26 protein-coding genes and 1 pseudogene are annotated in these 24,175 nt (G+C 52.8%); 11 read left to right on the plus strand and 16 right to left on the minus strand.

Features of this window, described 5'->3' with window-relative positions; translation table 11 throughout:
* Genes ACR0L3_RS15720 through ACR0L3_RS15730 form a run of 3 tightly spaced genes read right to left on the minus strand, consistent with a single transcriptional unit; the run spans nt 1 to nt 2,343 of the window.
* Entirely contained in the window at nt 1-963 is a 963-nt protein-coding gene (locus ACR0L3_RS15720) for an LLM class oxidoreductase (RefSeq protein ID WP_480746716.1), read from the minus strand.
* Nucleotides 964-1,012: 49 nt separating this feature from the next.
* Nucleotides 1,013-1,315, minus strand: a complete 303-nt coding sequence (locus ACR0L3_RS15725; RefSeq protein WP_480746717.1) for a DUF1330 domain-containing protein — start codon at nt 1,313-1,315, stop codon at nt 1,013-1,015.
* Nucleotides 1,316-1,338: 23 nt separating this feature from the next.
* Nucleotides 1,339-2,343, minus strand: coding sequence for a zinc-binding alcohol dehydrogenase family protein (locus ACR0L3_RS15730; protein ID WP_480746718.1), 1,005 nt, complete (start codon nt 2,341-2,343; stop codon nt 1,339-1,341).
* 108 nt (nt 2,344-2,451) lie between these two features.
* On the opposite strand from ACR0L3_RS15730, the gene ACR0L3_RS15735 reads away from it, so the two are divergent.
* Nucleotides 2,452-3,336 (plus strand): LysR family transcriptional regulator, encoded by an 885-nt coding sequence (locus ACR0L3_RS15735; protein WP_480746719.1) that lies wholly within the window; start codon nt 2,452-2,454, stop codon nt 3,334-3,336.
* Nucleotides 3,337-3,404: 68 nt separating this feature from the next.
* On the opposite strand, the gene ACR0L3_RS15740 is transcribed toward ACR0L3_RS15735, so the two are convergent.
* Nucleotides 3,405-4,172 carry an SdiA-regulated/phytase-like domain-containing protein gene (locus ACR0L3_RS15740; protein WP_480746720.1) on the minus strand — a complete coding sequence of 256 codons (768 nt, stop codon included), beginning with the start codon at nt 4,170-4,172 and terminating at the stop codon, nt 3,405-3,407.
* 92 nt (nt 4,173-4,264) lie between these two features.
* Nucleotides 4,265-5,446: an adenylate/guanylate cyclase domain-containing protein gene (locus ACR0L3_RS15745; protein WP_480746721.1), complete on the minus strand. Its 1,182-nt coding sequence runs from the start codon at nt 5,444-5,446 to the stop codon at nt 4,265-4,267.
* Nucleotides 5,447-5,638: 192 nt separating this feature from the next.
* Here ACR0L3_RS15745 and ACR0L3_RS15750 point away from each other — a divergent pair, with 192 nt between their 5' ends.
* Together ACR0L3_RS15750 and ACR0L3_RS15755 are read left to right on the plus strand one after the other, a co-directional pair.
* Nucleotides 5,639-7,171, plus strand: coding sequence for a phospholipase D family protein (locus ACR0L3_RS15750; RefSeq protein WP_480746722.1), 1,533 nt, complete (start codon nt 5,639-5,641; stop codon nt 7,169-7,171).
* Nucleotides 7,172-7,192: 21 nt separating this feature from the next.
* A complete protein-coding gene (locus tag ACR0L3_RS15755) occupies nt 7,193-7,558 on the plus strand; it encodes a cupin domain-containing protein (RefSeq protein ID WP_480746723.1) in 366 nt (121 codons plus the stop codon).
* Between the two features lie 62 nt (nt 7,559-7,620).
* On the opposite strand, the gene htpX is transcribed toward ACR0L3_RS15755, so the two are convergent.
* A complete protein-coding gene (gene htpX / locus ACR0L3_RS15760) occupies nt 7,621-8,523 on the minus strand; it encodes a zinc metalloprotease HtpX (RefSeq protein ID WP_480746724.1) in 903 nt (300 codons plus the stop codon).
* Between the two features lie 263 nt (nt 8,524-8,786).
* Between htpX and ACR0L3_RS15765 the strand changes: the two genes are divergently transcribed.
* Together ACR0L3_RS15765 and ACR0L3_RS15770 are read left to right on the plus strand one after the other, a co-directional pair.
* A complete protein-coding gene (locus tag ACR0L3_RS15765; RefSeq protein WP_480746725.1) occupies nt 8,787-9,227 on the plus strand; it encodes a hypothetical protein in 441 nt (146 codons plus the stop codon).
* A gap of 121 nt (nt 9,228-9,348) precedes the next feature.
* Nucleotides 9,349-9,843: a P-loop nucleotide/nucleoside kinase family protein gene (locus tag ACR0L3_RS15770; RefSeq protein WP_480746727.1), complete on the plus strand. Its 495-nt coding sequence runs from the start codon at nt 9,349-9,351 to the stop codon at nt 9,841-9,843.
* A gap of 40 nt (nt 9,844-9,883) precedes the next feature.
* Here ACR0L3_RS15770 and ACR0L3_RS15775 read toward each other — a convergent pair whose 3' ends face one another.
* Nucleotides 9,884-10,573 carry a serine hydrolase domain-containing protein gene (locus tag ACR0L3_RS15775; protein WP_480746866.1) on the minus strand — a complete coding sequence of 230 codons (690 nt, stop codon included), beginning with the start codon at nt 10,571-10,573 and terminating at the stop codon, nt 9,884-9,886.
* 931 nt (nt 10,574-11,504) lie between these two features.
* Here ACR0L3_RS15775 and ACR0L3_RS15780 point away from each other — a divergent pair.
* From ACR0L3_RS15780 to ACR0L3_RS15795, 4 genes are all read left to right on the plus strand, one after another.
* On the plus strand, nt 11,505-12,047 hold the full coding sequence (locus ACR0L3_RS15780) for a hypothetical protein (protein ID WP_480746728.1): 543 nt from the start codon (nt 11,505-11,507) through the stop codon (nt 12,045-12,047).
* A 127-nt stretch (nt 12,048-12,174) separates the two neighbouring features.
* On the plus strand, nt 12,175-12,735 hold the full coding sequence (locus ACR0L3_RS15785; RefSeq protein ID WP_480746729.1) for a CHAP domain-containing protein: 561 nt from the start codon (nt 12,175-12,177) through the stop codon (nt 12,733-12,735).
* 177 nt (nt 12,736-12,912) lie between these two features.
* Nucleotides 12,913-13,899: a DMT family transporter gene (locus ACR0L3_RS15790; RefSeq protein WP_480746730.1), complete on the plus strand. Its 987-nt coding sequence runs from the start codon at nt 12,913-12,915 to the stop codon at nt 13,897-13,899.
* Between the two features lie 108 nt (nt 13,900-14,007).
* Nucleotides 14,008-14,475 carry a transglycosylase SLT domain-containing protein gene (locus ACR0L3_RS15795; RefSeq protein ID WP_480746731.1) on the plus strand — a complete coding sequence of 156 codons (468 nt, stop codon included), beginning with the start codon at nt 14,008-14,010 and terminating at the stop codon, nt 14,473-14,475.
* 231 nt (nt 14,476-14,706) lie between these two features.
* Here ACR0L3_RS15795 and ACR0L3_RS15800 read toward each other — a convergent pair whose 3' ends face one another.
* The 7 genes from ACR0L3_RS15800 to ACR0L3_RS15830 form a co-directional block, all read right to left on the minus strand.
* Nucleotides 14,707-15,261 carry a CIA30 family protein gene (locus ACR0L3_RS15800; protein WP_480746732.1) on the minus strand — a complete coding sequence of 185 codons (555 nt, stop codon included), beginning with the start codon at nt 15,259-15,261 and terminating at the stop codon, nt 14,707-14,709.
* An 11-nt stretch (nt 15,262-15,272) separates the two neighbouring features.
* Nucleotides 15,273-15,725, minus strand: coding sequence for a TspO/MBR family protein (locus ACR0L3_RS15805; protein WP_480746733.1), 453 nt, complete (start codon nt 15,723-15,725; stop codon nt 15,273-15,275).
* A 13-nt stretch (nt 15,726-15,738) separates the two neighbouring features.
* A complete protein-coding gene (locus ACR0L3_RS15810; RefSeq protein WP_480746734.1) occupies nt 15,739-16,242 on the minus strand; it encodes an aggregation factor core in 504 nt (167 codons plus the stop codon).
* A 136-nt stretch (nt 16,243-16,378) separates the two neighbouring features.
* Nucleotides 16,379-16,762 carry a nuclear transport factor 2 family protein gene (locus ACR0L3_RS15815; RefSeq protein WP_480746735.1) on the minus strand — a complete coding sequence of 128 codons (384 nt, stop codon included), beginning with the start codon at nt 16,760-16,762 and terminating at the stop codon, nt 16,379-16,381.
* A gap of 144 nt (nt 16,763-16,906) precedes the next feature.
* Nucleotides 16,907-17,287, minus strand: coding sequence for a VOC family protein (locus ACR0L3_RS15820; RefSeq protein ID WP_480746736.1), 381 nt, complete (start codon nt 17,285-17,287; stop codon nt 16,907-16,909).
* A complete protein-coding gene (locus ACR0L3_RS15825; protein WP_480746737.1) occupies nt 17,288-18,301 on the minus strand; it encodes a zinc-binding alcohol dehydrogenase family protein in 1,014 nt (337 codons plus the stop codon).
* 26 nt (nt 18,302-18,327) lie between these two features.
* Entirely contained in the window at nt 18,328-18,618 is a 291-nt protein-coding gene (locus tag ACR0L3_RS15830; protein ID WP_480746738.1) for a putative quinol monooxygenase, read from the minus strand.
* Between the two features lie 104 nt (nt 18,619-18,722).
* Between ACR0L3_RS15830 and ACR0L3_RS15835 the strand changes: the two genes are divergently transcribed.
* Nucleotides 18,723-19,610, plus strand: coding sequence for a LysR family transcriptional regulator (locus ACR0L3_RS15835; RefSeq protein WP_480746739.1), 888 nt, complete (start codon nt 18,723-18,725; stop codon nt 19,608-19,610).
* Nucleotides 19,611-19,863: 253 nt separating this feature from the next.
* Here the strand turns inward: ACR0L3_RS15835 and ACR0L3_RS15840 are convergent, their stop codons facing one another.
* Complete coding sequence (locus ACR0L3_RS15840; RefSeq protein WP_480746740.1) at nt 19,864-21,753, minus strand: SLC13 family permease; 1,890 nt, start codon at nt 21,751-21,753, stop codon at nt 19,864-19,866.
* Nucleotides 21,754-22,038: 285 nt separating this feature from the next.
* Between ACR0L3_RS15840 and ACR0L3_RS15845 the strand changes: the two are divergent.
* Nucleotides 22,039-22,799, plus strand: a pseudogene (locus ACR0L3_RS15845) (IS5 family transposase); the annotation flags it as partial.
* A 404-nt stretch (nt 22,800-23,203) separates the two neighbouring features.
* On the opposite strand, the gene ACR0L3_RS15850 reads toward ACR0L3_RS15845, so the two are convergent.
* Nucleotides 23,204-24,082 (minus strand): peroxiredoxin family protein, encoded by an 879-nt coding sequence (locus ACR0L3_RS15850; RefSeq protein ID WP_480746741.1) that lies wholly within the window; start codon nt 24,080-24,082, stop codon nt 23,204-23,206.
* Between the last annotated feature and the right edge of the window lie 93 nt (nt 24,083-24,175).

The raw sequence follows: 24,175 nt of genomic DNA on the forward strand, positions 1-24,175 counted from the left end.
TTAGCTGAACTCAGGCAAGACGTCCTGCGCCAACCGGTCAAGTGTTTCATCTATGGGCGTAGAATTGAACCGAAGGTTCAGCGCAACATGGTTCACCCCTGCCGTTTCAAGCTGGCGCAGATACTGGGTCAGCCAGCGATGGCCGGTTCGAACGCCTAGGTGGATCGGTTGTGGAGGCTCGTCCGGATTGTCGGACAGATCAACATAAAGCGGTTGCAGAACCGGCTTGGGCGCCTGTCCAGCGCTTGCGACTCGGGCTTGCCAATCGGCTAGCACTTGGGCTTGCGAAACATCCAAACGCGGATAGGTCATCCAACCATCAGCGTTTTGGGCGATCCATTCCGGCGATTGACGGCTGGAACCAGTCACCAATAGCGGTAGTCGAGAATTCGCGGGCTTTGGCAGCAAATCCAGCCTCCCATCGACCGACCCGTATGCGTTGGAAACGACCGGATTCGAAGTAGCCATAGCCCGTATATAGTCAAAACTTTCTCGAAACGCCTCGGCCCTCGCATCATACGAAAGGTTCATCGCCGGGTATTCTTCGGGCCGGTCGCCCGAGGCCACACCCAGTATCACCCGACCGGTGGACAAGACATCGGCACTGGCCGCGGCCTTGGCGACATGGGCGGGGTGGCGCAGGGGCAGCACGATGCTGGCCACGCCCAGCGCAATCTCGGAGGTCTGACCAGCGAGGTAGCCAAGATAGGTGAATGGATCGAATAACTGCCCTGCGTCACCAAACGATGGAACGTTGAACGGCACGTCTCGCAGCCATACCGCTTTAAAGCCCAATGCTTCAGCCAACCTAATCCGATCAAGGTGCCCGGTCATATCCGGTACGGCGCTGTCGGCATAGCACGCAATCGGCACCACCAGGCCAAGTGTCAGCCGCCCAGCCTGAAAAGTTGTGTCGAAGCCTCGGTTGATCCGGGCGAATGGCTTGTGAATATCATCTCGCATGGCATCCTCACTAGATTGGACACCGCCGCTTAGACGGTGCCACGTTGCTTCAGGCCAGATCGTCCTTGCCTTCGATCAGGTAGTGATGGCTGACCGACCCGGCTGTTCTGGCCGCAAGATGCGGGGCATAGGCCTCATCTTCCATGAAAGCCTTTGCTGCTTCTTTTGTGGGCCATTCAATGATGATCCGCAGCGCGGCAGTCTGCGTATCGCCCTCTAGCTGTTCATGGTTTGACGTACGAGCGATATAGCGCCCGCCATATTCAGCCACGCGCGCGTTGGCCGAGGGCAGATACCCCGGAATCCAGTCTTCGCTCGTTGGGGTGACGTCCAAAACGGAATAAAAAGCCATTCGTTGTTCCTCACACTAGGGTTTCAAAATCCGGGCAGAACCTGCTTACCGATGACACGGCCGCTTTCCTGCCGCAGATGGGCAGCGGTTAGGGAGTCCGCTGTCAGTTCGGCAGCGGTTTCCGTCACGGTCGAGATTAGCTCACCCGCATCCAACATCGCCGAAACCCGGTTCAGCAGATCACGCTGCATTTCGATATCCGCCGTACCAAACATTGATCGCGTGAACATGAACTCCCACGAAATCGTCAGTGCCTTGGGCTTGGCGGGCGCAATGTCGAATCCTTCCGGGTCGTCGATCAGGGCGACATGCCCGCGCGGTTTGATCATCTCAATGATCGCGGGCCAATGCTGATCGGTGGCCGTGAGGGCGGCCACGTAGTCCGGCGCCAAAGCAAGCGCACGCATTTGCGATACCAAATCGCCGCGATGGTCAACGACATGATCAGCCCCCATCCGACGCACCCAATCCTGCGTTTCCGGGCGTGAGGCCGTTGCGATGACTGTCAGGTTGGTCAGCTTCTTCGCCAGCTGGATCAGGATCGAGCCGACCCCACCCGCGCCACCGATGACCAACAGGCTTTGCCCGGATCCTCCGCCTTCGGTTAGGCGGAAGCTGTCAAACAGCATTTCCCAAGCGGTGATCGAAGTCAGCGGCAATCCGGCGGCTTCCACAAAGTCCATCGACGCAGGCTTGCGCCCGACAATGCGTTCGTCCACGGCTTGCAATTCAGCATTCGTTCCAGCGCGGGTGACGTCCCCTGCATAGAAGACCTCGTCTCCAACCTGATAGCCAGAAACCTCGGAACCGGTTTCCAAAACCACACCAGCGGCGTCGAATCCGAGAATATCCGGACCGTCTTCCGGCGTACGGGCTGCGCGCAGTTTCACGTCCACCGGGTTTAGGGATATTCCTTTGACACCCACCAACAAGTCGCGCGGACCGATTTGCGGTCTGTCTGTCTCAAACAAGCGCAGTTTGCCTGCTCCGTCCACGGCTCCTGCCTTGTCGTATCCGATCGCTTTCATCGTGTATTTCGCTCCTTGGCGGTTTTCTTGAGGTGCAAAATATCCATTGCTATCTTGATAGAAACGGCGAATTTTAGAGTTCAGAATTCCGATTTACAGGATAATTAAATGGACACGAATGCCCTTCGCCTTTTTGTACGTGCGGCGGAACAGCTCAATATTTCTGCGGCTGGCCGCAGCCTTGGGCTGGCCCCGGCAATCGCCAGTGCAAGGCTTGCCAAACTTGAACATGAGTTGGGCGCCGAGCTGTTGCACCGAACCACTCGCAAGGTGTCGGTCAGCCAGGAAGGTGAAGCGTTTCTTCCATACGCCCGAGAAATCCTTGCCCAAGTTGATGCTGGGCGTGCGACTCTGGGTCTGGATGCGTCAACTCCGACTGGTACCTTGCGCTTTGCGGCGCCGAGCAGTTTTGCTCAGCTGCATATCATGCCGCTGCTACCAAAGTTTCATGCGATTTATCCAGAGATCACTCTGGACTTGCGCCTGTCCGACACCCGCTTTGATCTGATCGAGGGCAGCTTTGATCTCGCCCTGCGTAGCGCGCCATTGCAGGACAGCAGTTTGAAGGGACGCAAACTGGCAGATGACACACGTGTCCTTTGCGCCTCGCCGGCTTACCTTGAAAAGAATGGTACACCACAGACTCCGGAAGACTTGATCACTCAGGAGTTTCTTTCCTGGATAGACCTCGGGCCGAGAGAGCTTATAGACCCGGCTGGAACTGTGTTCTCATTGAACCCGAAACAGATGCGCTGCCGTGCGATTGTGGATGACGGTGCCTCCCAAAGGGCTGCAACACTCGCCGGCGCCGGGATTTCGATCAATTCTCTTTGGAGCGTGGAGCATGAGTTTACCGCCGGTCGGTTGGTCCATGTGCTACCAGATTGGAGGCTGAACGATCAGTCTGTTCTATGGCTGATTTATCCGCGTTCAAACGTACTGACCCCTAAAGTACGCTGCTTCATGGATTTCCTGATAGAACACTTGAGCTAGTAAAGCATTGATAGAAAGGCGAACCGACAATCAACGCGGCAATACGATCCTGCCTAACACCACAAAACTTAGAACATCATACAATCAGCCCCGGGCGGCAGCGGCGGAACTCCTTCGGGCAATGTGGGCGTATAATCAAAAGTCACTATCTTCGCACCCCCGTCGAATGCCACGAACAGCTGGTTAGAGCCTGGCCGAATTGCGATGCCTTCGGGGTCCGTTCCGAACTCCAACAAGCTTTGCTGGGCCAGCAATTGACCCTCAGCCGTGAACTCATACAGGCTGTTGGAGCCTTCCCAGTCATCAACAATCAACATGTGCCCGGTACGCGGATCAATTGCGATACCCTGTGCTTCGCTTAGCGGCGGAGAAAGTTGCATGGTGTCCAAGCGGGCCTTCAGGTTACCATCTACATCGAACCAAGACAGCCGTTCGGGGTCGTCCTCAACCGTGACGATCTCACCTTTGGCGTTGATCGCAATGCCTTCCGTATCCGAAAAGCCGCCTTCTAGTGTAAAGGGTGCCCCTATCGGCGTTCCATCCTTGGTCACACGCTGAAGGCTGCCAAGACCATCACCTAGCAACAGGTGATCCCCCTCGATGGCAATCGCTTTGATCCGGTACAGATCGCTGGAGATGCGGCGCAATTCTTCCCCTTGAAGCGTGACGAGCACCGCCTCGGGGCCTTCGTTTGCGATCCACAAGCCGCAAAATGTGGGATCGTATTCAAGGCTTGCTGGTTGGTTCAGCTCATACCGCCCGGTTTCGCGAAGCTCCAATGCCATAGCCGGACCAGACACAGTGCAGATCGAAACAACAAGTGCCCTCACAATCATTCCGGATACTCCCAGCCACTGATCTAGGAAACTGGACCGGGATCGTGTTGGGTCAACACAAAAGACGCCCGCGTTGCTCGAAGCTGAGCCCACTAAGCAAGCCGGTCGGAAAGGCTCAATACTCGGTAAACCTGCACTGGGCTGCTTATCCCTTTCAGTTCCATTTCTCCTAGCTCTTCTGTCTCAGCGATGTTGTCGATGTCCAAAAGTGCCCTTTGGTTTATCAATATCTGCCCGTCGCTAGCAAAATCGCAAAGTCTGGATGCTGTGTTCACGACACCACCGATTGCAGTGTAGTCGGCACGACCGTGAAACCCAATAAGACCAAGCGTTGCGTATCCGCTGCTGATCCCTATTCCCAATCCCATTGTATGTCCAAGCTTTTGCCAGGGGGCTCGTATTTCTTCGAACGCCGCGCTGATGGCCTGACCCAGTCGTACCGCTTCCAAGACCGGGTGATCACAGGGAACGGGGTCGTTGAAGAAAACCATCAACCCGTCCCCTGCACGGTAACCGATCGTACCTTTGTACCGCGCCACAAGACTGCCGACCTCATCGTGGAACTGTTGCAGCAGGGTGATGACATCTTCGGGTTCAATAGCTTCAGAAACTGCAGTGAAATTGCGAATGTCACAAAACAGACAGGCAATGTATTGACGATGTGTCTTGAGAAGCTCGTCGCTGTCCTTGTCTACGACAAGCTCTGCCACTTGAGGCGCAAGGAATTGCTTGAGGCGCCCAAGCCGATCGATCTCGCCTTCCTGTAACTTCACTTTCTCGGTAAGTCTGTTGTTTAAGGCCTCTATTTCTTGTGTCTGGCTGCGCACCGTGTGGTTCAAAGTATCGAGAATAAAGTTCTGGTTTAGCAAAGCTGCAATAACCAGCAGCACATAAGCCAGTGCTTCAACCCGTTCGTCATATCCCAGATAAAGCGTGACGATCAGGATCAGAGCGGCGATACCACCAAGGACAAGCGGAAGTTCTTTAGAATGGCGCTTTCTGTCTCTCCATAGAAAGGTAACTGCCAACAGCGCAAGCGCCCACATGAGTACCGCTTGCGCATGCGGGTTTATGGAAAAGGCCTGATAGCCGAAAACGTAAGTCGCCAAAATTCCAGAGTAACATGTCGCTAAAGAGGCAAGCGCAGCTACAACGGCCCCGATCCCAATGGGCATCGAGATTCTGAACTCTTCCGTTGCCGCCCCAAGATCGTCAGCCAGCGCGCGCGGACTATGTTTCGGAACGGGGCTTTTCGTGTCCTCTTGGTCAGACATTGGTTCCGTCTGCTATTGGCTGACATCAGAGTACGTTTGAAATGTAATTGCGTCAAAACAACGTGCCCAGGCCACTGCTGCAGCTTCTCAGAAACAACACCGGCGGACGAAACTCTACGAAGCCTTTTACAACAAACTTGCAAACGAACCCCTTTGCGTAGTCACCTAGAACGTGACGACTGGAGGAAATTGATGAGACCCTGGGCTATCGCGGTTAGTGTTTGTTGCGCTCTGGTTCTTGTCGCTTGCACTCCTAAGGTGCGCAGATACGAAAAGACTGTAACAACGTCGCTGCCTGCGCCTTCGAACAGTACTCTTGGTCAGGCGGCCAACCGGTTAGGAGACCCAAAAGACGGCCGGTCTGGCATCAAGCTGATCAGCGATGGTGAAGAAGCGCTTGTCTCAAGGCTTTTGATGGCTGCCGGAGCGGAACGAACGATCGACGCACAATACTACCTTCTGCACAACGACCCAACAGGTCACCTTTTCGCAGCCAGTCTGTTGCAGGCGGCGGACCGAGGTGTTCGCGTCCGGCTGTTGTTGGATGACATGGACACGTCCAGTTATGATGCGATGACGGCTGCATTAGACAATCACGAAAACATTGAAATTCGCCTGTTTAACCCCTTCTGGCGTAATCAAAGCCTGCTTTTCGCGGGGTTGACAGATTTTAAACGCATCAATCGGAGAATGCACAACAAGTCCATGACAGCAGACAACGTGTTCACGATTGTAGGTGGGCGAAACATCGGGGCCGAGTATTTTCTGGCGCGGAAAGAAATGAATTACGCGGATCTGGATGTACTGGCCGCTGGCCCTGTTGTCGAAGAAGTATCGCAGAGCTTTGACGCATATTGGAATAGTGATTTCGCCGTCCCGGCGCAGGTAGTCGTTGGAGAACCCGAGGACTTTAGCCTTGGTGATGCGCGGAACAGGCTGAATGAACTGGTAGAGGATGCAAAGCAAACCCAATACGGAGCGGCTTTGCGAAGGTCTGCAAAAGAGAACTTCGCAGATGGCGCACTTTCACTAGATTGGGTGCCTGCGAAACTTTACGCTGATCCACCTTCCAAAGCTGCCGGGCTAGAGAATTCAGGTCCCATTCTGGCATCTCAACTGCTTCCATACTTCGAGAATGCTAACAGCGAGGTGAATATCGTGTCGGCCTATTTCGTGCCACGCAACAATGGTGTGAAATGGATGACTGAACTGGAAAACCGCGGCGTCGACGTGAAAGTCGTAACCAACTCGCTGGCATCAAATGACGTCGCACCTGTCTATGCCCATTATGCCAAGAAACGCCGAGCACTGCTGCGAAGTGGAGTTGAGCTCTACGAATTACGGCCTGACGCCTATCAAGTTCAACGCCGTGGTATCAACTGGGCACAGTCTCGGTCTGGCTTGCACTCCAAAGCATTCGCCGTTGATGACCGGTACCTGTTTGTCGGGTCGTTCAACTGGGATCCGCGCTCGGTCAATATCAATACGGAAATGGGCGTACTGATTGACTCGACTGCTTTGACCGTTCGAACCATGGGCGCATTGGACGAAGCATTACCTGCATATACCTACAACGTCACACTCGAAGAACAAGGCCAGCTCAAATGGAGGACTCGCGGCGAGGATGGTACGGTCCTTGAATATGACGCTGAGCCGACCGGCTCAGCCTGGGATCATATTGTCGCCGGTTTTCTAAGCATCCTCCCAATTGGCTCTCAGCTTTAAGCAGCAGAAAGGGATTTGTCTGTGAAGTACTACAAACTCTACGCTGATGCTGCAGGTGAAAGTCATTGGGACGATATCGACGTAAAAGTCGAAGAACGGAGTTTTGCTCCGCCCGCTCAGGCAATCGAAGTTTCAGAACCGGAGCACGTCAAACGAACCATGTTCTTGAGGTTGAAGTCTGGGTGGAACGAACCAACCCATCCAACGCCAGTGGCCCAAAGACTGATTTGTCTTTCAGGTGCGGTTCGCGTCACCGCGAGCGATGGGGAACAACGCGACATAGGACCGGGCGATGTTTGGCATATGCAAGATACATCCGGGAAGGGTCATCACACCAAGGTCACAAGCGAAGACGACTTTGAGGCCGTTATCATTCAATACGAGTGACTGGTAAGCGATCCAAAACCTTGCTGGAACGTCGCAGCATTAAACTAGACATGGCGACAAAGTTATCCCCAAGGGCCATTACCCGGAGAACTGTGATCATCGTTGGTCATACCTTGGTGCGATGCGCCAGATTGTCGGGCAAGTTCTCTTAATGCCGCTATTCTATTTGCAGTCGACGGGTGGGTTGAGAACAACTTGTCCCGCGTATGTGCGTGCAAGGGGTTGATGATAAACATATGAGCAGTCGCCGGATTGCGCTCGGCAGCATCGTTGTCGATGCGTGCAGCGCCCTGCTGAATGCGCTCCAAAGCGGACGCCAACGCCAGAGGCTGTCCACAAATCTGAGCGCCAACACGATCTGCTTCATACTCTCTTGTTCGGCTGATCGCCATCTGTACCAGTCCGGCGGCCAAGGGTGCCAGAATCATCAGCGCGATGGTCCCAATCAAACCAATCGCACTGTCCCGTCTTCCCCCGAAGAACAGCGCGAAGTTTGCTAACATGGTAATCGCACCCGCAAAAGTTGCGGTTACGGTCATAATCGCGGTGTCGTGGTTTTTGATATGTGCAAGTTCATGCGCGACGACGCCTGCCAATTCCTCTCGCGATAGGGATTGAAGTAATCCCGACGTGACGGCGACTGCGGCGTTTTGAGGGCTGCGGCCTGTAGCGAACGCATTTGGTTGGGGTGTTTCAATCAAGTAGACAGCAGGCGTCGGCATACCGGCACTTTTGGCAAGATCCTCGACCATTCGAGACAACCCCAAATGGTCGCCAGATGGTACAGGTCGCGCATTATGCATGCGAAGGACCATTTTGTCCGAGTTCCACCAAGTAAACATGTTCATGCCAGCAGCAATCACCAAAGCGAACAACATCCCGCCTGTACCTGCAAGAAGGTATCCCAACCCCATGAACAAAGCCGTCATTGCGGCCATCAAAATCGCGGTTTTCGTATAACCCATCAGACTTAAACCTCAGCGCAGTATCCGCGTGGATGTGTGATCAATACACGTCTGTTCCAAGGATTATTGGCCTGTTCTGTGACAAAGCCAAGAACTTAGCTCGTTTTCATGAAGTGCGGCAACACGCTGAAACGATGATTAAATTAATATTTTCAGCACCTTACAAATGTCCGTATTTTCGCGCCACCGCGCCAACCCAGTTGTGTGAAGTATTTTACTTCCCCGAGGTAAGGTTTCTGGCAATATAGTTCCGTGTGTGTTTGATGAGTGTTGTGGGTAAGCAGATGTACTTAGCCAGTTTCGAAAAGCCATTTTGCTCGGTCAATGATATCCGAAAGGATAAGTTTGCCAGGGAATATCCGCTGCTGGACAATGGTGCGGTCCACGCGCAATGGAAAAAGGGGTCTTGGCAAATTACCCGGATAGGAGACATCTGGAAAAGAACCGGAAAGGTTCTTTCGATCCCACACGAAGGTTATGAGCTGTACCCAGCGTTTCAGTTCGCTGAGGACGGAACCCCGTTTCCGCTGATGGCGGAGGTCTTGAAAGCCCTTCCTGCCGAAATGACTCCATGGCAACGTGCACTTTGGATGACCTCACCAAGTGCAGATCTTGACGGGTGCAATCCAGCAGATGGCATTCAATCAGGCGATGACCGCGTAATTGACGTGGCAAGTAAAGCTCGGACAAAAGTCTTAAACTAGGTGAGTGCTCAAAAAGACTGGTCGAAGGTCTGAGTCCGTCTTTACTCGGTTCCGGATATTGAACGTTGCTGTGCGCCCGGTCATCATCATGTCCGCGTATGCTGTTTAGTAGAGCACCGTCATGAGCCCAGCCACCCCCAAGCTTATCCTGTTTTGCGGCAAGCCCGCGTCTGGCAAATCAACGCTCGCTGAAAAGCTAGGTCAGGCAGAAGGCACTGTTGTGATCGCAGAGGACGAATGGCTGGCCGCACTGTTCGGAGATGAGATGACGGAAATCTCAGACTACGTGCGATCTTCCAAAAAACTACGCGATATCATGGGTCCACACATTGTTTCTTTGCTACGGTCTGGACTGTCAGTTGTTTTGGATTTCCCTGCGAATACACCAAGCGCGCGCGCTTGGATGAGTGGTATCGCGAAAGCCGCAAACACGATTGGAGAATTGCATTACTTCGATTTCCCAGACGAGATATGCAAAGCGAGGCTTCGGGATCGTAACCAATCCCTTCAGCATCCATTTCATGTTTCAGAAGAGCAGTTTGATCAACTTTCCAGTCACTTTGTCGCCCCCAACAACGAGGAAGGTTTTTTGATAGTAACACACCGCCCAGACTGAGCTGTGATTGCAATCCCTTCAGGCCCTTGACCGTGTGAAGTTACGTCACGTTCAAAACCGGTCCGTCCAGCAATCGGACCACCTCTCCAAAATAGCCAGCGGAACGTGCGGGTCGCGTCGGATCGGACGTGATCGCCACTGCAAGATCTCGCTCAGGATGGGCCGCTATGATTTGCCCTCCATACCCTCGTGCCACTGCATAGCCAGAGGGTAAAAGAAACCAACCATAGCCGTAATCCAAGCCCGAGAACACCGAACGGCCACGAGGCTTAATTGACGCCAAAATCCAGCTCTCAGGAATGACTTGCGTGTCGGCAAATACACCGCGATCCCGAAGCAGAACTGCAATCTTTAGCATCGACCTCGGCGTAATGGCCATCTCGTTGCCACCAAGATAGTAACCTTGCGGATCTCTGGTCCAGGCTGGAATATCGATACCAAGTGGCGCGCCCAGTCTTTCACGTGTCAGGCTCAACAAATTTTTTCCAGATGCCTCGGCCAAAGCTGCACCAAGCACATGTGTCGACCCGGTGGAATAAAGCATCCGCTCTCCCGGCTCGGCAACCATCGGTCGGGTCAGCGCATTGGCTATCCAGTTTTGAGAGCTGATCCATTCTCCGTAGTTGCCGCCAGAAGTTCTTTCCAAGCCTGCGCGTAGGGTCACCAGATCTTCCATCGTGATTTTCTCAGACCCGGGGGTCGCATCAGCAGGCAAAAGTTGCGGCGCCACCTCTTGCAAAGTGGCGTCGACCGACGAGATTTATTGCCGGTCGATCACAGTACCAAGCAACAATGCAACTATGCTTTTCGAACAGGACTTTATGTTAGCTGGCTTGTCGAGCCCCGGACCGTGTTGGACTCCGGCAAATATGACTTCGCCTCCGCGTTGAACCTGAAGCGAATGCATTTGAGGCAAGCTGTTCATTGCATCATTCAGGGCAACCGTTTGTCCCCGCAAAATATGCGGAGCAGCAACCGAGCTTGCGGAGGCCAAAAGAAATGTGCGGCGCGTGATCATAGCTTTCATTTGGATGCGTATTTTAGGATGTCCAGACGCCCAAGCAATAATACGAGATTTTTATCAAAAAGACTGGAACACCTTTCTCACACGCAACGTGGGCATTGAGGCAACAGGCAAATACGTTCCCGCAAGTTAACGGCACCTTTGCCCCCAAGAACTGTGGTAGGCTGGTTTTGAGGACATTCTGGCAGGAGATATCCCGTTGCTACCGAATTCACTCCGTCTCGCAACCCTTGTCATTGCAATTTCTGTCTCAGTGGGATCGATACCCGGTCGCGCGGACGCGCTATCATCAGATGTCCCAGCTTGGCTGCAAAAACATGTCGGGACCGGGGATGGTCAAATAGCTCCGATAGTCTTGCAAAGAGCGCGGGCGCTTTATCGCGAGAAAGTTCGACGAGGCGAAGTTAGAAACCCTTGCTACCTTGCGAAGGACGCGACGCGCCCCAGTACGGCTCGCAACGGCAAACCTAATCGCCGGTTTTATGTTATCTGCGAGTCCCAGAAATCCTTTAGGGCTGTCTCGTCCGGGTATGGCAACGGCCGAAAGCTGCAACGAGCAAACTTCTCAAATGGTCGGCAATGCGCGAAGAATTTCAGTAACGCCGAAGGGTCCAAACTGACCGCTGGAGGGTCTTACGTGACGGCCGAAACCCGAACGTCTTTCAAGGGTTACTATCGTCATTCTGGACAGACAAAACCGTTCTACCGAACCTTCCTTTTGTTTGACGGCGAAGGAGAGACAAGCAACGCCAGGGAACGCGCTATCGGGGGTCATCCCGCTGTTTTCTTAAAGTGGCAATGCCGGTTCAAGAATCCGCAAAGCTCTCATGCGGACGACGAAGGTTACGTTCCCTACGGAAAGCTTGTGAACTATACCGGCGGTCGAAGCAATGGATGCACAACTTGGTCCCAATCTGCCTCTAAAGAGATATTGGCGATTGTAGAAGGTAATCCGACGACGCTCTATATTTACCCTGAATCCAAAGACATTAATGCGGTCGCAAAGGCCGTGGCAAAGGGTAGGTCACTGGCGAAAGCAGGTGTTTATTGGAACGCAGCTTGTCTGCAAGCAATCGGCGCACCAAAATTCTGGCCCAAAAGCAGCCTCCAACCAATTATCAATCAATGGAGAGCAGGGTTACCCAAGCAGCCCCCACTAGAGTTACCGATCTGCAAATAATGGGCAGCGCGAAATGCTGTAGCAAACGGAACTGGCAAAATTCTGCCGGGTCATTTACGGGCCGCTTTTAATTTCTGGCCAGATCACCATAGTGCCGCTGAAGATTTCGAAACGGCAGTGAAGCTTCGTGCAGTACAGCGCCCGCAAAACGCAAACAAATTGGCCGCGTTTAATCGACACCACCCGAATTGCGGTTGCATTGGGGTTGTTCAGCCTTTTCTCTGCCTGCACCCAAGGCCCAAACGATGCGGATCTTAATCCGGAACGTCAGGCAATGGCGCTGCGCGAGGTCTCACAAAAGCATGCACGGGGGCAAAGGGTGTGGTGCGTACCCTACGCACGTGACCTCAGCGGCATCGAAATTCGCGGCAATGCCAAGGATTGGTGGGGCAAAGCGCGCAATACGTTTGGGCGGGGCAGTGAACCGGTTGTGGGTTCGGTCATGTCATTTCGGGCAACCCGGGGGATGCCCCTGGGCCATGTGGCTGTTGTGTCCGATGTTGTCACCGACCGGGAAGTTGTCGTGAATCACGCCAACTGGCACCGCAACAAAGTATCATTGAAAATGCGCGTCAAGGATGTGTCCAAAAGCAATGATTGGACACTGGTCCGAGTAGAAAGCCGGCCGGGTCAGTATGGCAGTTTCTACCCGGTCAACGGGTTCATTTATCCAAAAGTTGAAGAATAACCAATTTGTCTTCGCATCTGCGCAAACAAGAAAAATGATGACGTCGTTTCGCGGAACCAGACAATGATTTAACTTCGACACTCTGCAACTCTCGAAAGTCGCCGTGTCTAAAAGACGTCGCAAAGGGACGTGACCCACTCAAATGTCCGTGTTAGTGGCCGTTTGAAAGGGCACTTCATGACAGCGGAACAAAAGCTACAAAATCCGACAGCTGGTATTGCATTCGTACTGATCGGAATATTGGCAATTTCAATCAATGACATGCTGATCAAATTCCTGTCTGGCGGTTACCCCTTGCACCAGATGGTATTTACAAGATCGTTGATCGGGGTCGGGTTCAGCTTTGCCCTTGTGCAAATGGAAGGTGGTTGGCGCATCCTTAAAACCGATCAGCCGGGATTGCACCTATTGCGCGGCCTGCTGATTGTCGTTGCCAATCTGACGTTCTTTACAGCCCTGGCGGTTATGCCCCTGGCGGAAGCTACTGCTGTTTTCTTCGTAGCCCCCTTGATGATCACTTTGCTGAGTATCCCACTGCTTGGCGAAAAAGTCGGACCAATGCGGATTGGTGCCGTGCTTGTGGGATTTTTGGGCGTGGTGATCATGACCCGCCCATGGGAGGCGGGAGGCGAGCGTGAAGTTGGTCTGTTGATGTACACCCTTCCAGTTCTTGCGGCATTTACCTATGCCCTCAACAACGTGCTCACCCGCTTCCTTGGCGCAAAATCCAAGGCCTCAGCGATGGCTGTGTACATTCAGGCGTGCTTTGTCATCGTAAGCCTGTTGTTTTGGTCCGTGGCTGGGGACGGACGGTTTGCAGACGAGTTTGAAAACGAAAGCTTGATCTTCTTGCTGCGTGCCTGGGTTTGGCCCGAAGGGGCTGACCGTTGGTTTTTTGTTGGCCTCGGGTTCAATTCTGCAATCATTGGGTACTGCCTCGGTCAAGCTTACCGTCTGGCGGATGCCGCAACGGTGGCGCCGTTTGAATATGTTGGCCTTCCAATGGCTATTTTCTGGGGATGGGTGGTCTGGGGCGAGCTCCCGAACCTGCCTGTCGCAATTGGTATTACGCTGATCTTAGGGTCAGGCCTATTTGTCTTTTTACGTGAGCGTCAAAAGAACCGGAACGTAATCGCTAAAAAGAGAGTGCACCGTCGCTACTAGATGCTAATGCTGATCGGGCTACAGGCCGCTTATGACGACTCATGGATATTGAATAGCAATACCTTTTGGGCAGAGATGAAAGTTGTACTCAGAGAAATGATACTTCCAATGCGATACGTAATCCTGATTTCTGCATTGATGCTGACCGCTTGCGGCCGCGAACCTGCAGAGCCAGTCTCCCGTCTCTACCCAGGTGAGACTCCTGAGCTTCGCGTGATGATCAATGAAACGGCAGATGCACATGGAGTACCACGGAGCCTTGTTCACCGAGTAATCCAGCGAGAAAGCGACTACCGTCCCAACGCCCGCAATGGTCCCTACTACGGGCTGATGCAAATCCTCCCGGCGACAGCGCGTCAGATGGGATTTCGCGGAGACGCTTCCGACCTTTTGGATGCGCAGACCAACTTGACCTACGCGGTCAAATACTTGCGCGGGGCATGGATGGTATCCGATGGAAGCGAACCTGAAGCGGTCATGTGGTATGCCCGTGGGTACTATTACGAAGCACGCAATCGCTGCATGCTGGTTGAAACCGGACTTAGGGATACCGAGGTACGAAAGTACTGCGGCTGAATCTCCACAACCGATTTTACGTGCACGTACAAAGCTGCGTTTCGTAAGTTTGTTTCATTGAAAAAGGCCTTGGATCGTCGACCGTAATGCTGTGCGGTATCTGCGCATATCTTTACCCGATTTTCCCAAAAGTTTGCACACTCACCATTTTGTGTCGGATGGGCACATTTCGATCCAAGCTGGTGTCATGCGGACCTATTTGAAGAGTGCGACCCCTCGCGTGGGCGGCCTTCAATAGAAACCAATCTCGCTGACATCTACGCGGACCTCGTGATCGTGCCCGAAGGCTACAACTCCAACTGAGGTGATTGCGTCCGCAACGGGAACAGCGCGCAACATGGCACCTGAAGCTTTGAAGCCTGACAGAGGCAAATAGACTTCGGCCCATTCGTCAGATGTTGCGAACTCGGCCTGATAGTATTGCCACGGAAGCACCGTGCCACGAGTTCTGAGGTGAACGAAGTATTGCTCGCCGTTCCCCCGTACCAATAGCCTGACGCCTGATACACCCTCATCTGGTCTATCAGGCAACTTGCGTCGGAACTGGATGAAGCCGCCGTTGTTTTCTGTACTGACGGTTCCGGTCAACCGCGCGAATGCAGTATTACCTTCCGAACGAAACTGCACCTGCCCCGAGGAAACTCCTCCCATCACGGTGTCCGCAACGTAGTCCCAACGCGTCCCCGGAGACTTGGAGAAGTCCTCAGTCAATTTTTCATCAGCCTGAGCTATTGTGCATCCGATGATAACAAAACCTGAAACAAGTCCAATGAAGTTGGCACGCATATTGTTCCTTCTCAGTTCAGTATCGCAATGGAAAGGTTCAGCGCCGTGGCAAATGCAACCCATGCAAAGTACAGCAGGAAAGACAGTGCGGAGACCCGATCAGAAGTCCTAACCTGAGTGATGAACATGACGATGACGGCCAACAACGCGACAATGACCACAAGGGCAAACCACGGCAGTTGCAGTACGAAAAAGGTTGGGGACCACAAAAAGTTCAGACCCATCTGTGCCCACCACAGCTTCATAGCGGTCGAGTTTCGGTCTGTTTCGAACTGACGCCAGCCCGCCATGGCGATCAAGACATAAAGCACCGTCCAAACCGGCCCAAAAATCCAATTTGGTGGATTGAAAGCCGGTTTAGAAAGCTGCGCATACCATTCGCCAGGTGCGATCAGTGTGCCAATCAGAATGCCGCCTCCCAACATGAGCGCAAGGAATGCTATGCGGACCAACCAATTCGACATTGTGGGAAAGCTCTCAGCAGTCCTTGGTCGTCACGTTAACACGTGCTTCGGAAGAGAAGATCGCAGTCCTGGTCTCATCCGCATCGATATATGACACCGTGGCGCCTTCGATCTCGGACCCTGTTACGGTGATTTCGCGTTGCCCGATGGTGTCATCAACATCGATCGTAAAGGCTAGTTTGTCCCCGGCTGCGAGGGAAGCGATCTCAAGTTCAATTGTATTTTGCCCGTCCACGACGACTGGAGTTTGCCGCAGAGCATCCGCACCCTCAACGAATTCGAGAGGTTGGAAGACCTCCACGCCCGCGCCTTTTTCGGTAACGTCGAAAATCAGACGTCCGGCAGATTGCGACAAGTCAATTTTGAGGGTCGAAGCTTCAACTTCGCACGTTCCGACATTTGTCAGAACAAAACGGTCCTTGGGAGCGCCTTCTATGAAGCGAATTTGAACACCAGCTTGAAGCGCGGTGGCTGTTAAAAGTCCGAGGGTCGCTGCAAGAATACTCTTCGGAAGCATATTTATCTCCTTGTTAAAAGGTTCTTGATAAATACGCTTCGGCGGGTTTCTTGGATCAGACTTATGCCTTTTGACTATCGTTGTTCAGGCGACCGATACTTTCGAAGTTTCAGGCACCGCATTTAGATCGGTTACATCAAAACATGCCGTTTTCATTCTCACTGTTTGCTGGAACTTCCTGAAGAACGTCCCAGTGTTCGACGACCTTCCCATCGACATCCAGGCGAAAAATATCGATCCCTGCGTACTCGAGACCATCGGGCCAAATTTGGTGGCAATGCAGAATAACGTGGTCGTCTTCGGCAAACGCACGTTTGATGTCCACACGCTTTCCCGGGTACTCGGCGGCCATGCGCTCAAAGTACTCGACGAAAGCTTGCTTGCCGTCGCCAACATGCGGGTTGTGCTGCGTATAGGTTTCCCCAACAAAGGTTGCGATCGCCTCGGCTGGTCGACACGCGTTGAACATCATTTCGTAGAATGCGATGACGTTTTTCTTGTTTGTTTCGAGGTCCGGCATGCTGTTCTCCAAATCGACGTTTATACCGCCCAAAAATGTTGGTCCGCGTAATTCTTGGAAGCAACCCAGCAAGGATCTCAATCACTAATCGACAAGAAGTTACGAGCCTGATTTTGCGTTCCGATTATTTCGAGTTTTGGCTAATTACTCAGCTTCATCAAAGTCGATATGAATATGGTTTCCATCAGGGTCAGCCACGTGGATCTGGGTCATGCTGGTTCCTGGGACTTGGGTTCGATCGTACTGAATTTCACGCGATGCCAAATTTTTTTCGAATGCGCTCAGCCCCGTGGCTGAGAGTGCAAAATGCTCGAGCTTGAGCTTCACTTCAGAGCCGACGTTTGGCGTTCCTTCATGGCCCACAAGGTGGACCACAGCTTGATCACCCGCGTACAACCAAGCTCCGGGAAATGGGAAATCGGGGCGGGCCCCGAGTTTCAAACCCAGGACCTCTTCATACCAAGCAACCATCTCAGGCAACCTGGTCGTCACGATATTCACATGATCCAGCCGTTCAATTCTCATCTAAAAACCCTCAAGCACGAGCTTTCCTTTGGCCTTGCCGCTTTCAAGGATAGCATGCGCTTTCATTAAGTTTGTAGCATTGATCCTACCAAGTATATCGGTCGCTGTGGATCTGATCTTTCCGCCATCTATCAACCCGGCGACCTGATTCAGGATTTCGCTTTGACGGTTCATATCTCCAGTCCCAAAAAGCGACCGAGTGTACATGAACTCCCAATGCAAGGAGATCGATTTTGGTTTGAACGGCGCGATGTCGAAGGTTTCAGGATCATCAATCAATCCAAAGCGGCCTTGGGGTGTCATCACCTCTCCAGCTTGAGACGCATAAAGCTGGGAATGGTTCGTTGAATAGATGAAATCCACGCTTTCAATACCGAGAGCCTCGAGTTGTGGTCCCAGAGGTTCAGCATGATTGATGACATGGTGTGCGCCCAGCTCTCGAACCCAGTCTTGTGTCTCGGGCCGGGACGCAGTGGCAATCACCGTCAAGTCAGTGAGAGCCCGCGCCAATTGAATGGTGATGGACCCGACACCGCCTGCGCCACCGATAACCAGCAACGTATTGCTCCCGCCGGGAACTGCCTCTTCGACTCGCAAGCGGTCGAACAGCATCTCAAAAGCAGTAAGCGTCGTTAGCGGCATCGCCGCAGCCGCTTTCGCCTGTATGGATTTTGGCGCGGCTCCGACAATGCGTTCATCCACCAGATGAAACTCAGCATTGGTTCCCGACCGGTTTATTGCCCCGGCATACCAAACTGTATCTCCCGGACTGAAAGTCGTGACCATTTCGCCAACGGCTTCGACGATCCCAACGGCGTCCCATCCTAGAATATCAGGTGCTGAACCTTCGGGAGCACGTCGTTGCCGAATTTTTGTGTCGACCGGATTCACGGACACGGCCTGCACCTTCACTAACAAGTCGTGGCCTTTCGGTGTTGGTTTGTCGGCCTCGAAGTCGATTAAGGCGTCCGACCGATCAATCGATCCTGTCTGACGGTATCCTACAGCTTTCATAACGTGCTCCTTTGTCCGGTTCTTTATCAACCGATGACGGTCATCTCATTCAACGTGAATTCCGCGACTGCGCCCTCTGTTGCTTCCAGATACGCCGCAAGGTGCTGAGCACCCATGTGGGTCTGCCAGAGCTCTCGGCTTTCCCAGTTTTCGTAGAACACGAAATGAGCCGGATTGTCGTTGTCCTGGTGCAGGTCATAGTTAATGCAACCCTCTTCGGCACGGGTTATGTCGATAAGCTTGATCAGCTCAGCCTTTACAAGATCAATCTTGTCGGGGTTGGCTTTGATGTTGGCAAGGATTGTCAGCTTGGTCATTGGATTAGGTTCCTTGTTTTCATAAGCGATGCCTCTGATTTACGTCCTGGCTATTTCGGGATAAACATGTCTGTAGCGAACATATAATCCGGAAAATCCGTTTAATGCTTCTAGACAATCTTCGCTTGTTTTTGACCATAGCCGAGAAAGGCAGTCTTGTGGCTGCGGCGCGCGAGACTGGGATGTCGAGCACGACCGTGTCCGAGCGGCTCGCGGCTCTGGAGGCACATTACGGTGTGGTTTTGTTCAACCGCACCACCCGTTCTATTAGTCTGACCGAAGAAGGCCGGACACTAGCTGACGGAGCAAGAAGCGTACTCAGCGAAGTTGCGGACTTGGACACACTTGTTCGGCACGGCGCCCAAACTCTGTCTGGTCCAATTCGCATTAGCGCGCCCATCGACTTGGGACGAAGCTTTGTCTCCGAAGTCATCGCCGAATTCACCGAAGAGAACCCTGCCGTTTCAGTCGAACTGTCCCTTTCAGACGGCTACGTCGACCTTGTAGGCCAGGGTTTTGACCTTGCCGTACGCTTCGGCAACATCACCGACAGCTCGCTCAGATTACGAAATCTAGGAAGCTACCAACGTTTCGTATGTGCGTCCCCAAGTTACCTAGCCTTATTCGGAACGCCTGAAAAACCAGAAGATCTATTAAACCACAACTGCTTGGTCATGAGGTTTGGAGACATGATCGACAACGTTTGGGATTTTGGATCAGGATCAAATGCTCAGCGCGTATCGGTAAAGGGAAATCGAATAGTCAACGATGGTTCACTCATCCGCGATTGGGCGATTGCAGGCCATGGGGTTGTCTTGAAGTCAGAGCTGGATGTCGGCGATGATGTTCGATCTGGCAGGCTTGTTTCTGTCTTGCGCGAGTTCCTCCCACCGCCGAGGCCTTTGCAAATGATGTTTCCGCCCAGCCGAGCCCAACCACGTCGCATAACGGCCTTGGCTGAGCATCTACGTCGCAAATTTGGTGTGAGTTGAGGCTGCGAGGGAAGCACCCAAATCGCTTATTCGACAGGCTGCGCTGTGCAAAACTGCCTTGGCTATTCCTGTGATTTTCGACTTTAGGATTGTATGAGCTCGACGCTTCTCTTCGCCCGCTCGCAGAGAACGTCCTTTTTGCGAACGTCTTGGATCTGCTGCTCCAACAATAAAGTTTGATTATAAGAACCTTGTCTTATGAGTTCTTCTGAACTGAAGCAGAGTTCATCTGCGCGGATCACCGAGAGGCGACTTAGAAGAACAGCGCAAGCCCGGTCATTGAGACTACCAAGAAAAGCAGCGTCATAATTCCACCCGAGCGAACAAAATCGACCACCCGGTAGCCTGCTGGGCCCATGATCAACGCGTTCACCTGGTGTGTTGGGATCAAAAATGAGTTGGACGTTGAAATTGCCACGGTAAGAGCAAATACAGCCGGATTACCGCCCGCCGATACGGCAATAGAAACGGCTAAGGGCACCAGCAAAACAGTTGCACCTACGTTGGACATGACCAGCGTGAATACCGTTGCCAAAACGGCTATTCCTGCTTGCAAAGACCAGATCGGCCAACCCTTAAGAAGGGCCAACACATGCGCGGCAATCCAATCCGCAGTGCCGGTGTTCTGAACTGCCTGGCCCAACGGGATCAGTGAAGCGAGCAGAAAAACTGTGCTCCAACTTATCGACTCGTAGGCTTCATCTATCGACAACACACGGCTCAAAACCATGCCAACAGCGCCAATTAATAGGCACAACGACAAGCGCAGATCAGAAAATAGAATTAAGCTCAACGCTATTAGGAAGAAGGCGAGCGCCCATCCGACCTTATGTGGCCGTAACTCTTCCTGGGGAAAGTCCGAGGTGACAACGACGAAATCCCTGTCTGACTTCAGTCGTGTCAGACGATCCCACTGCACGTGTACCACACAAGTGTCGCCGGCTTGTAAAGGAACTTGCCCGATATGCGTGGCTGCATGATCCTCGGTTTCGACGTGGCTCAGTGTTTCTTCGCCGCGTTGAATGGCCAACAACGACAGCCCGTGTGTCTGACGGAGACGCAAATCGATTGGCGTATGACCGATAACCGAGGAACCGGGCGGAATAACTACCTCTGCCACTCCTGATTGGGTCGTAGCAAAATCATCTGCAAAGACATCCAGTTGAGGTAGAATCTCCAAGCCGTAAGGCTCAGCGAACTGTTGCTGCACCACGCGACGCAGGCCAAGTACTGCGAGCCGCGCCGGGGCTTCGATCCTGGTATCAGCCATCGGCGCGATGACCTTGTGACCACGATAGGACGTGCCAAGAATGTACATGTTATGGGCGACCATTAGATCCGCGAGCGTTTGCCCGATGATGATCGAACCTTCAGGAACACGTATCTCAAACATATCGGCCCTAAGCCCATAGGTGTTTTCGACATAGGTCTGCATGGACCGGGCTGAGCTTGCGTCTTCGCCACGCTCCCGCTGCGCTGGGAGGACCCAACGGCCAAACAGCACAAAATAAAGTACCCCTGTCAGCACCAGCATCACACCGATAGGCGTGACTGAAAACAGCCCAAATGTCTCCATTTGTTGGTCAGCCGGAAGGGATGAGTTTGCTGAAACAATCAGGTCATTCAACAGGATAAGGGGCGAAGACCCGACTAATGTGATCGTACCACCCAGTATCGCGCAAAATCCCATGGGCATCAGCAACCTGCTCATCGGAATTTCCGTACGTGCTGATATGCGGCTAACAACAGGCAGAAAAAGCGCGGCTGCACCGACATTTTGCATGAAGGAGCTGATGACACCAACGGTTGTTGAAATGATGGGGATGATCCGGGCCTCTGTCGTGCCACCGTTCTTGAGGATCAAAGCCGCGACCTTTGACATAAGTCCAGTCTTATCTAGCCCAGCCCCAATTACCATGACTGCGATGATGGACATCACTGCATTAGAGGAGAAACCTTCAAAGAGCTTGGATGTATCAGCTAGATTACTTAACCCCGGTAGATAGCTCAGTGCGCCAAGCAGTACCATTACAAGAATTGCTGCAACATCGATCCGTATAATCTCGGTAACAAAAAGTATGACCGTAAAGGACAATAAACTCAGTACGGCTATCATTTCGTAAGTCAGTGTTGGTAATTCCATATCGCACTCCCAACCTAACGTTACCTGATTGTTAGAAAATACGAAGGACCAACTCTGCGCAGCGGATAAGGCCAAAATCCATCAGTCCTGCTAACGCGGCTCGTTTTCTCGGGCGTGGTATCTGCTGAAACCTGGACTTCGCCAACCCACAGAGGCACTGATGACAAACTCATAAGCCTCTCTCAAACATCGAAATGCGAAATGAACTTTCACTATTGCTAGGCTCAGGACCTTTTGATTTCCGTTTGGCTGCGTGATTCATCGTGTTCAAAACGAGCGGTGAACATATCTGTTCTTCTCTGGTTGAGCGACGATCGAATGGCGCGTCCGGCGCCATTCTTCCCAAAGTCCCACGGCAAACCTCGCGTCGATGACTGGCTTGTCTTGAGTGGGCATATCTTCATCAACCGCAAAGGGTTACGGTGACGCGATGCACCTAAGGAATATGGACCACACTAGACGCTCTATAATCGTTGGAAGCGATGGAGTGAAAAAGGTATCTTTGCCCAGATGTTGGTCAGCTTGACAGCCAACCGCGGCGAAGAAAAGAAGATCATGATCGATGCGAAGTACCTCAGAGCCCATCGCACAGCGTCCAGTCTTGCGATGAAAAAAGGGGACGTCGAGGTCAGATTGGACGCACCAATGGTGGTATGAACACAAAGTTGCAGTCGGTTTGTGACAGATGAGCCATGGTGCGCCGTTGGTTCAAGCACAATTGCGAATGACGCCCTTTAAATTTGGTTGTCACTGCCGGTCGGGTCAGCGGCTACATTGATGAGAGGGTATTGATCAGCAGTCTGCCAAATGTCGAATAGTTGCTGGGTGACCGCGGCTATGTTGCCGATAGGACCAGCGAAGCGTTGAAGGACTAAGGGACACGCGCGTGCATCCCAGGCCGCAAACAGCTCAAGACAGCTGTCCGAGACGACAAGCGCCGCTACAAACGCGGCAATCGGATCGAGATCATGTTTGGCCGATTGAAGGGCTGGCGCCGTGTGGCAAAGCGGCACGGCAGGTGCCCCAAAGTCTTCCTCTCAGTAATCGGTAATCGCTCTCGCCGCTTGGGTCATCTATTGGCGATGAGTCCTGAGCCTAGGCGAAAGGCAAAGTTATGGGCGCATCACATAATCTGTTTTTGCCTTGTGGGTATCACGAAGTTCGTGGCCTTGCTCGACCAATCGAATTGTTTTCTCTCGTTGAAGACGAGCTTTGATTTCGTGCTGAATTAGTTTTGGCTGCATCGGAAAAAGCAGGAACCGGGTATTGGGCGCCAAATGTCAAAAGGCTGGTTTATCCCGCATTTGGGGGTTTGCAAAGCCCGACGGTGAAGGTCCGGTTTGGGCTGCGAACGGTCTTAGAAGCGAAGAAGGCGAACGGTTGCCAAGAGCAGAGAAGGCGAAGTGCTGCGTTGTGACACGCGGCACTTAATTTTGGGTCGTCGTAACTCTTACGCCGCTGAGAATGCTCGGACACTACCTTTCGATCCGAAAACATCCAGGAACGTGTCGGGATGCGGGCGAATACGGTAGTTGTCTGTTTCATCGCCGAAGATTACCTTCCCATCTTCATCCAGAGCAATGACAGTCGCTTTGACGGTATCGACAGGGTAGCCCGGCATACCAGACGGAGCGCCACCGATATCTTCGATCCCTACGGTCTTGGCAGCGGCCAGATCGTTGTCCTGCAAGATTTCGAAATGTGCGGGCAGTTTCAAATCCTTGGCCAGTTTCTCCGAGTTCTTGATGCCTTGGTTGGAAATGAACTTCACCTTTACACCTGCCTTCGCCAGTTGATCCGCCTTTGCTTTCACCTCTTTGAGTTGGTTCATGCAGAAGGGGCACCAGTTGGCGCGGAAAAATACCAGCAGTGTTTTTTCGCCTGCGAAGGACGCGGAAGTCGTGTTGGTTTCGTCCAAACGTTGCAACGGCAATTCAGGCAACGCTTCGCCGTTCACGATGGCTGCGCTTGGCTTGCGGCCATAGTTTGAGAAGATGTGGATGTACCATTGCATAGTGATTGCGCCAAACAAGGCTAGGCCTATGGCAACGTATTCGCTGGCAGCTGTGAAACCACCGCGCGCGCTGATTTGATAGACCACCCACGCCACCGCAGCCAGGTTGATGAGTTGGATGATTGGCAGGTTCTTGGACGTGCGGGAAATACCCAAAGCACCGGCCAGCACCATCAGAAAGAATGGCATGGTGAACGTGGCAAAGAATGTCCCGATCCAGATCGGATCGAAGCCTGACAGGTAGAACATGACGGCCGAACCGACGCCTGACAGCATGTTCGACATGATATACGGGAGAATAAGTTTACCCTTCATTTTGTTGGTCCTTTCGAGTTCTTTAACGATTTGCCTGCGACGGCTCATTGGCCAGTGTTTGCGCGGGGTACGATGAGGTTGGATGGTCCGCGC

This window comes from Ruegeria sp. CK1, from assembly GCF_056536545.1.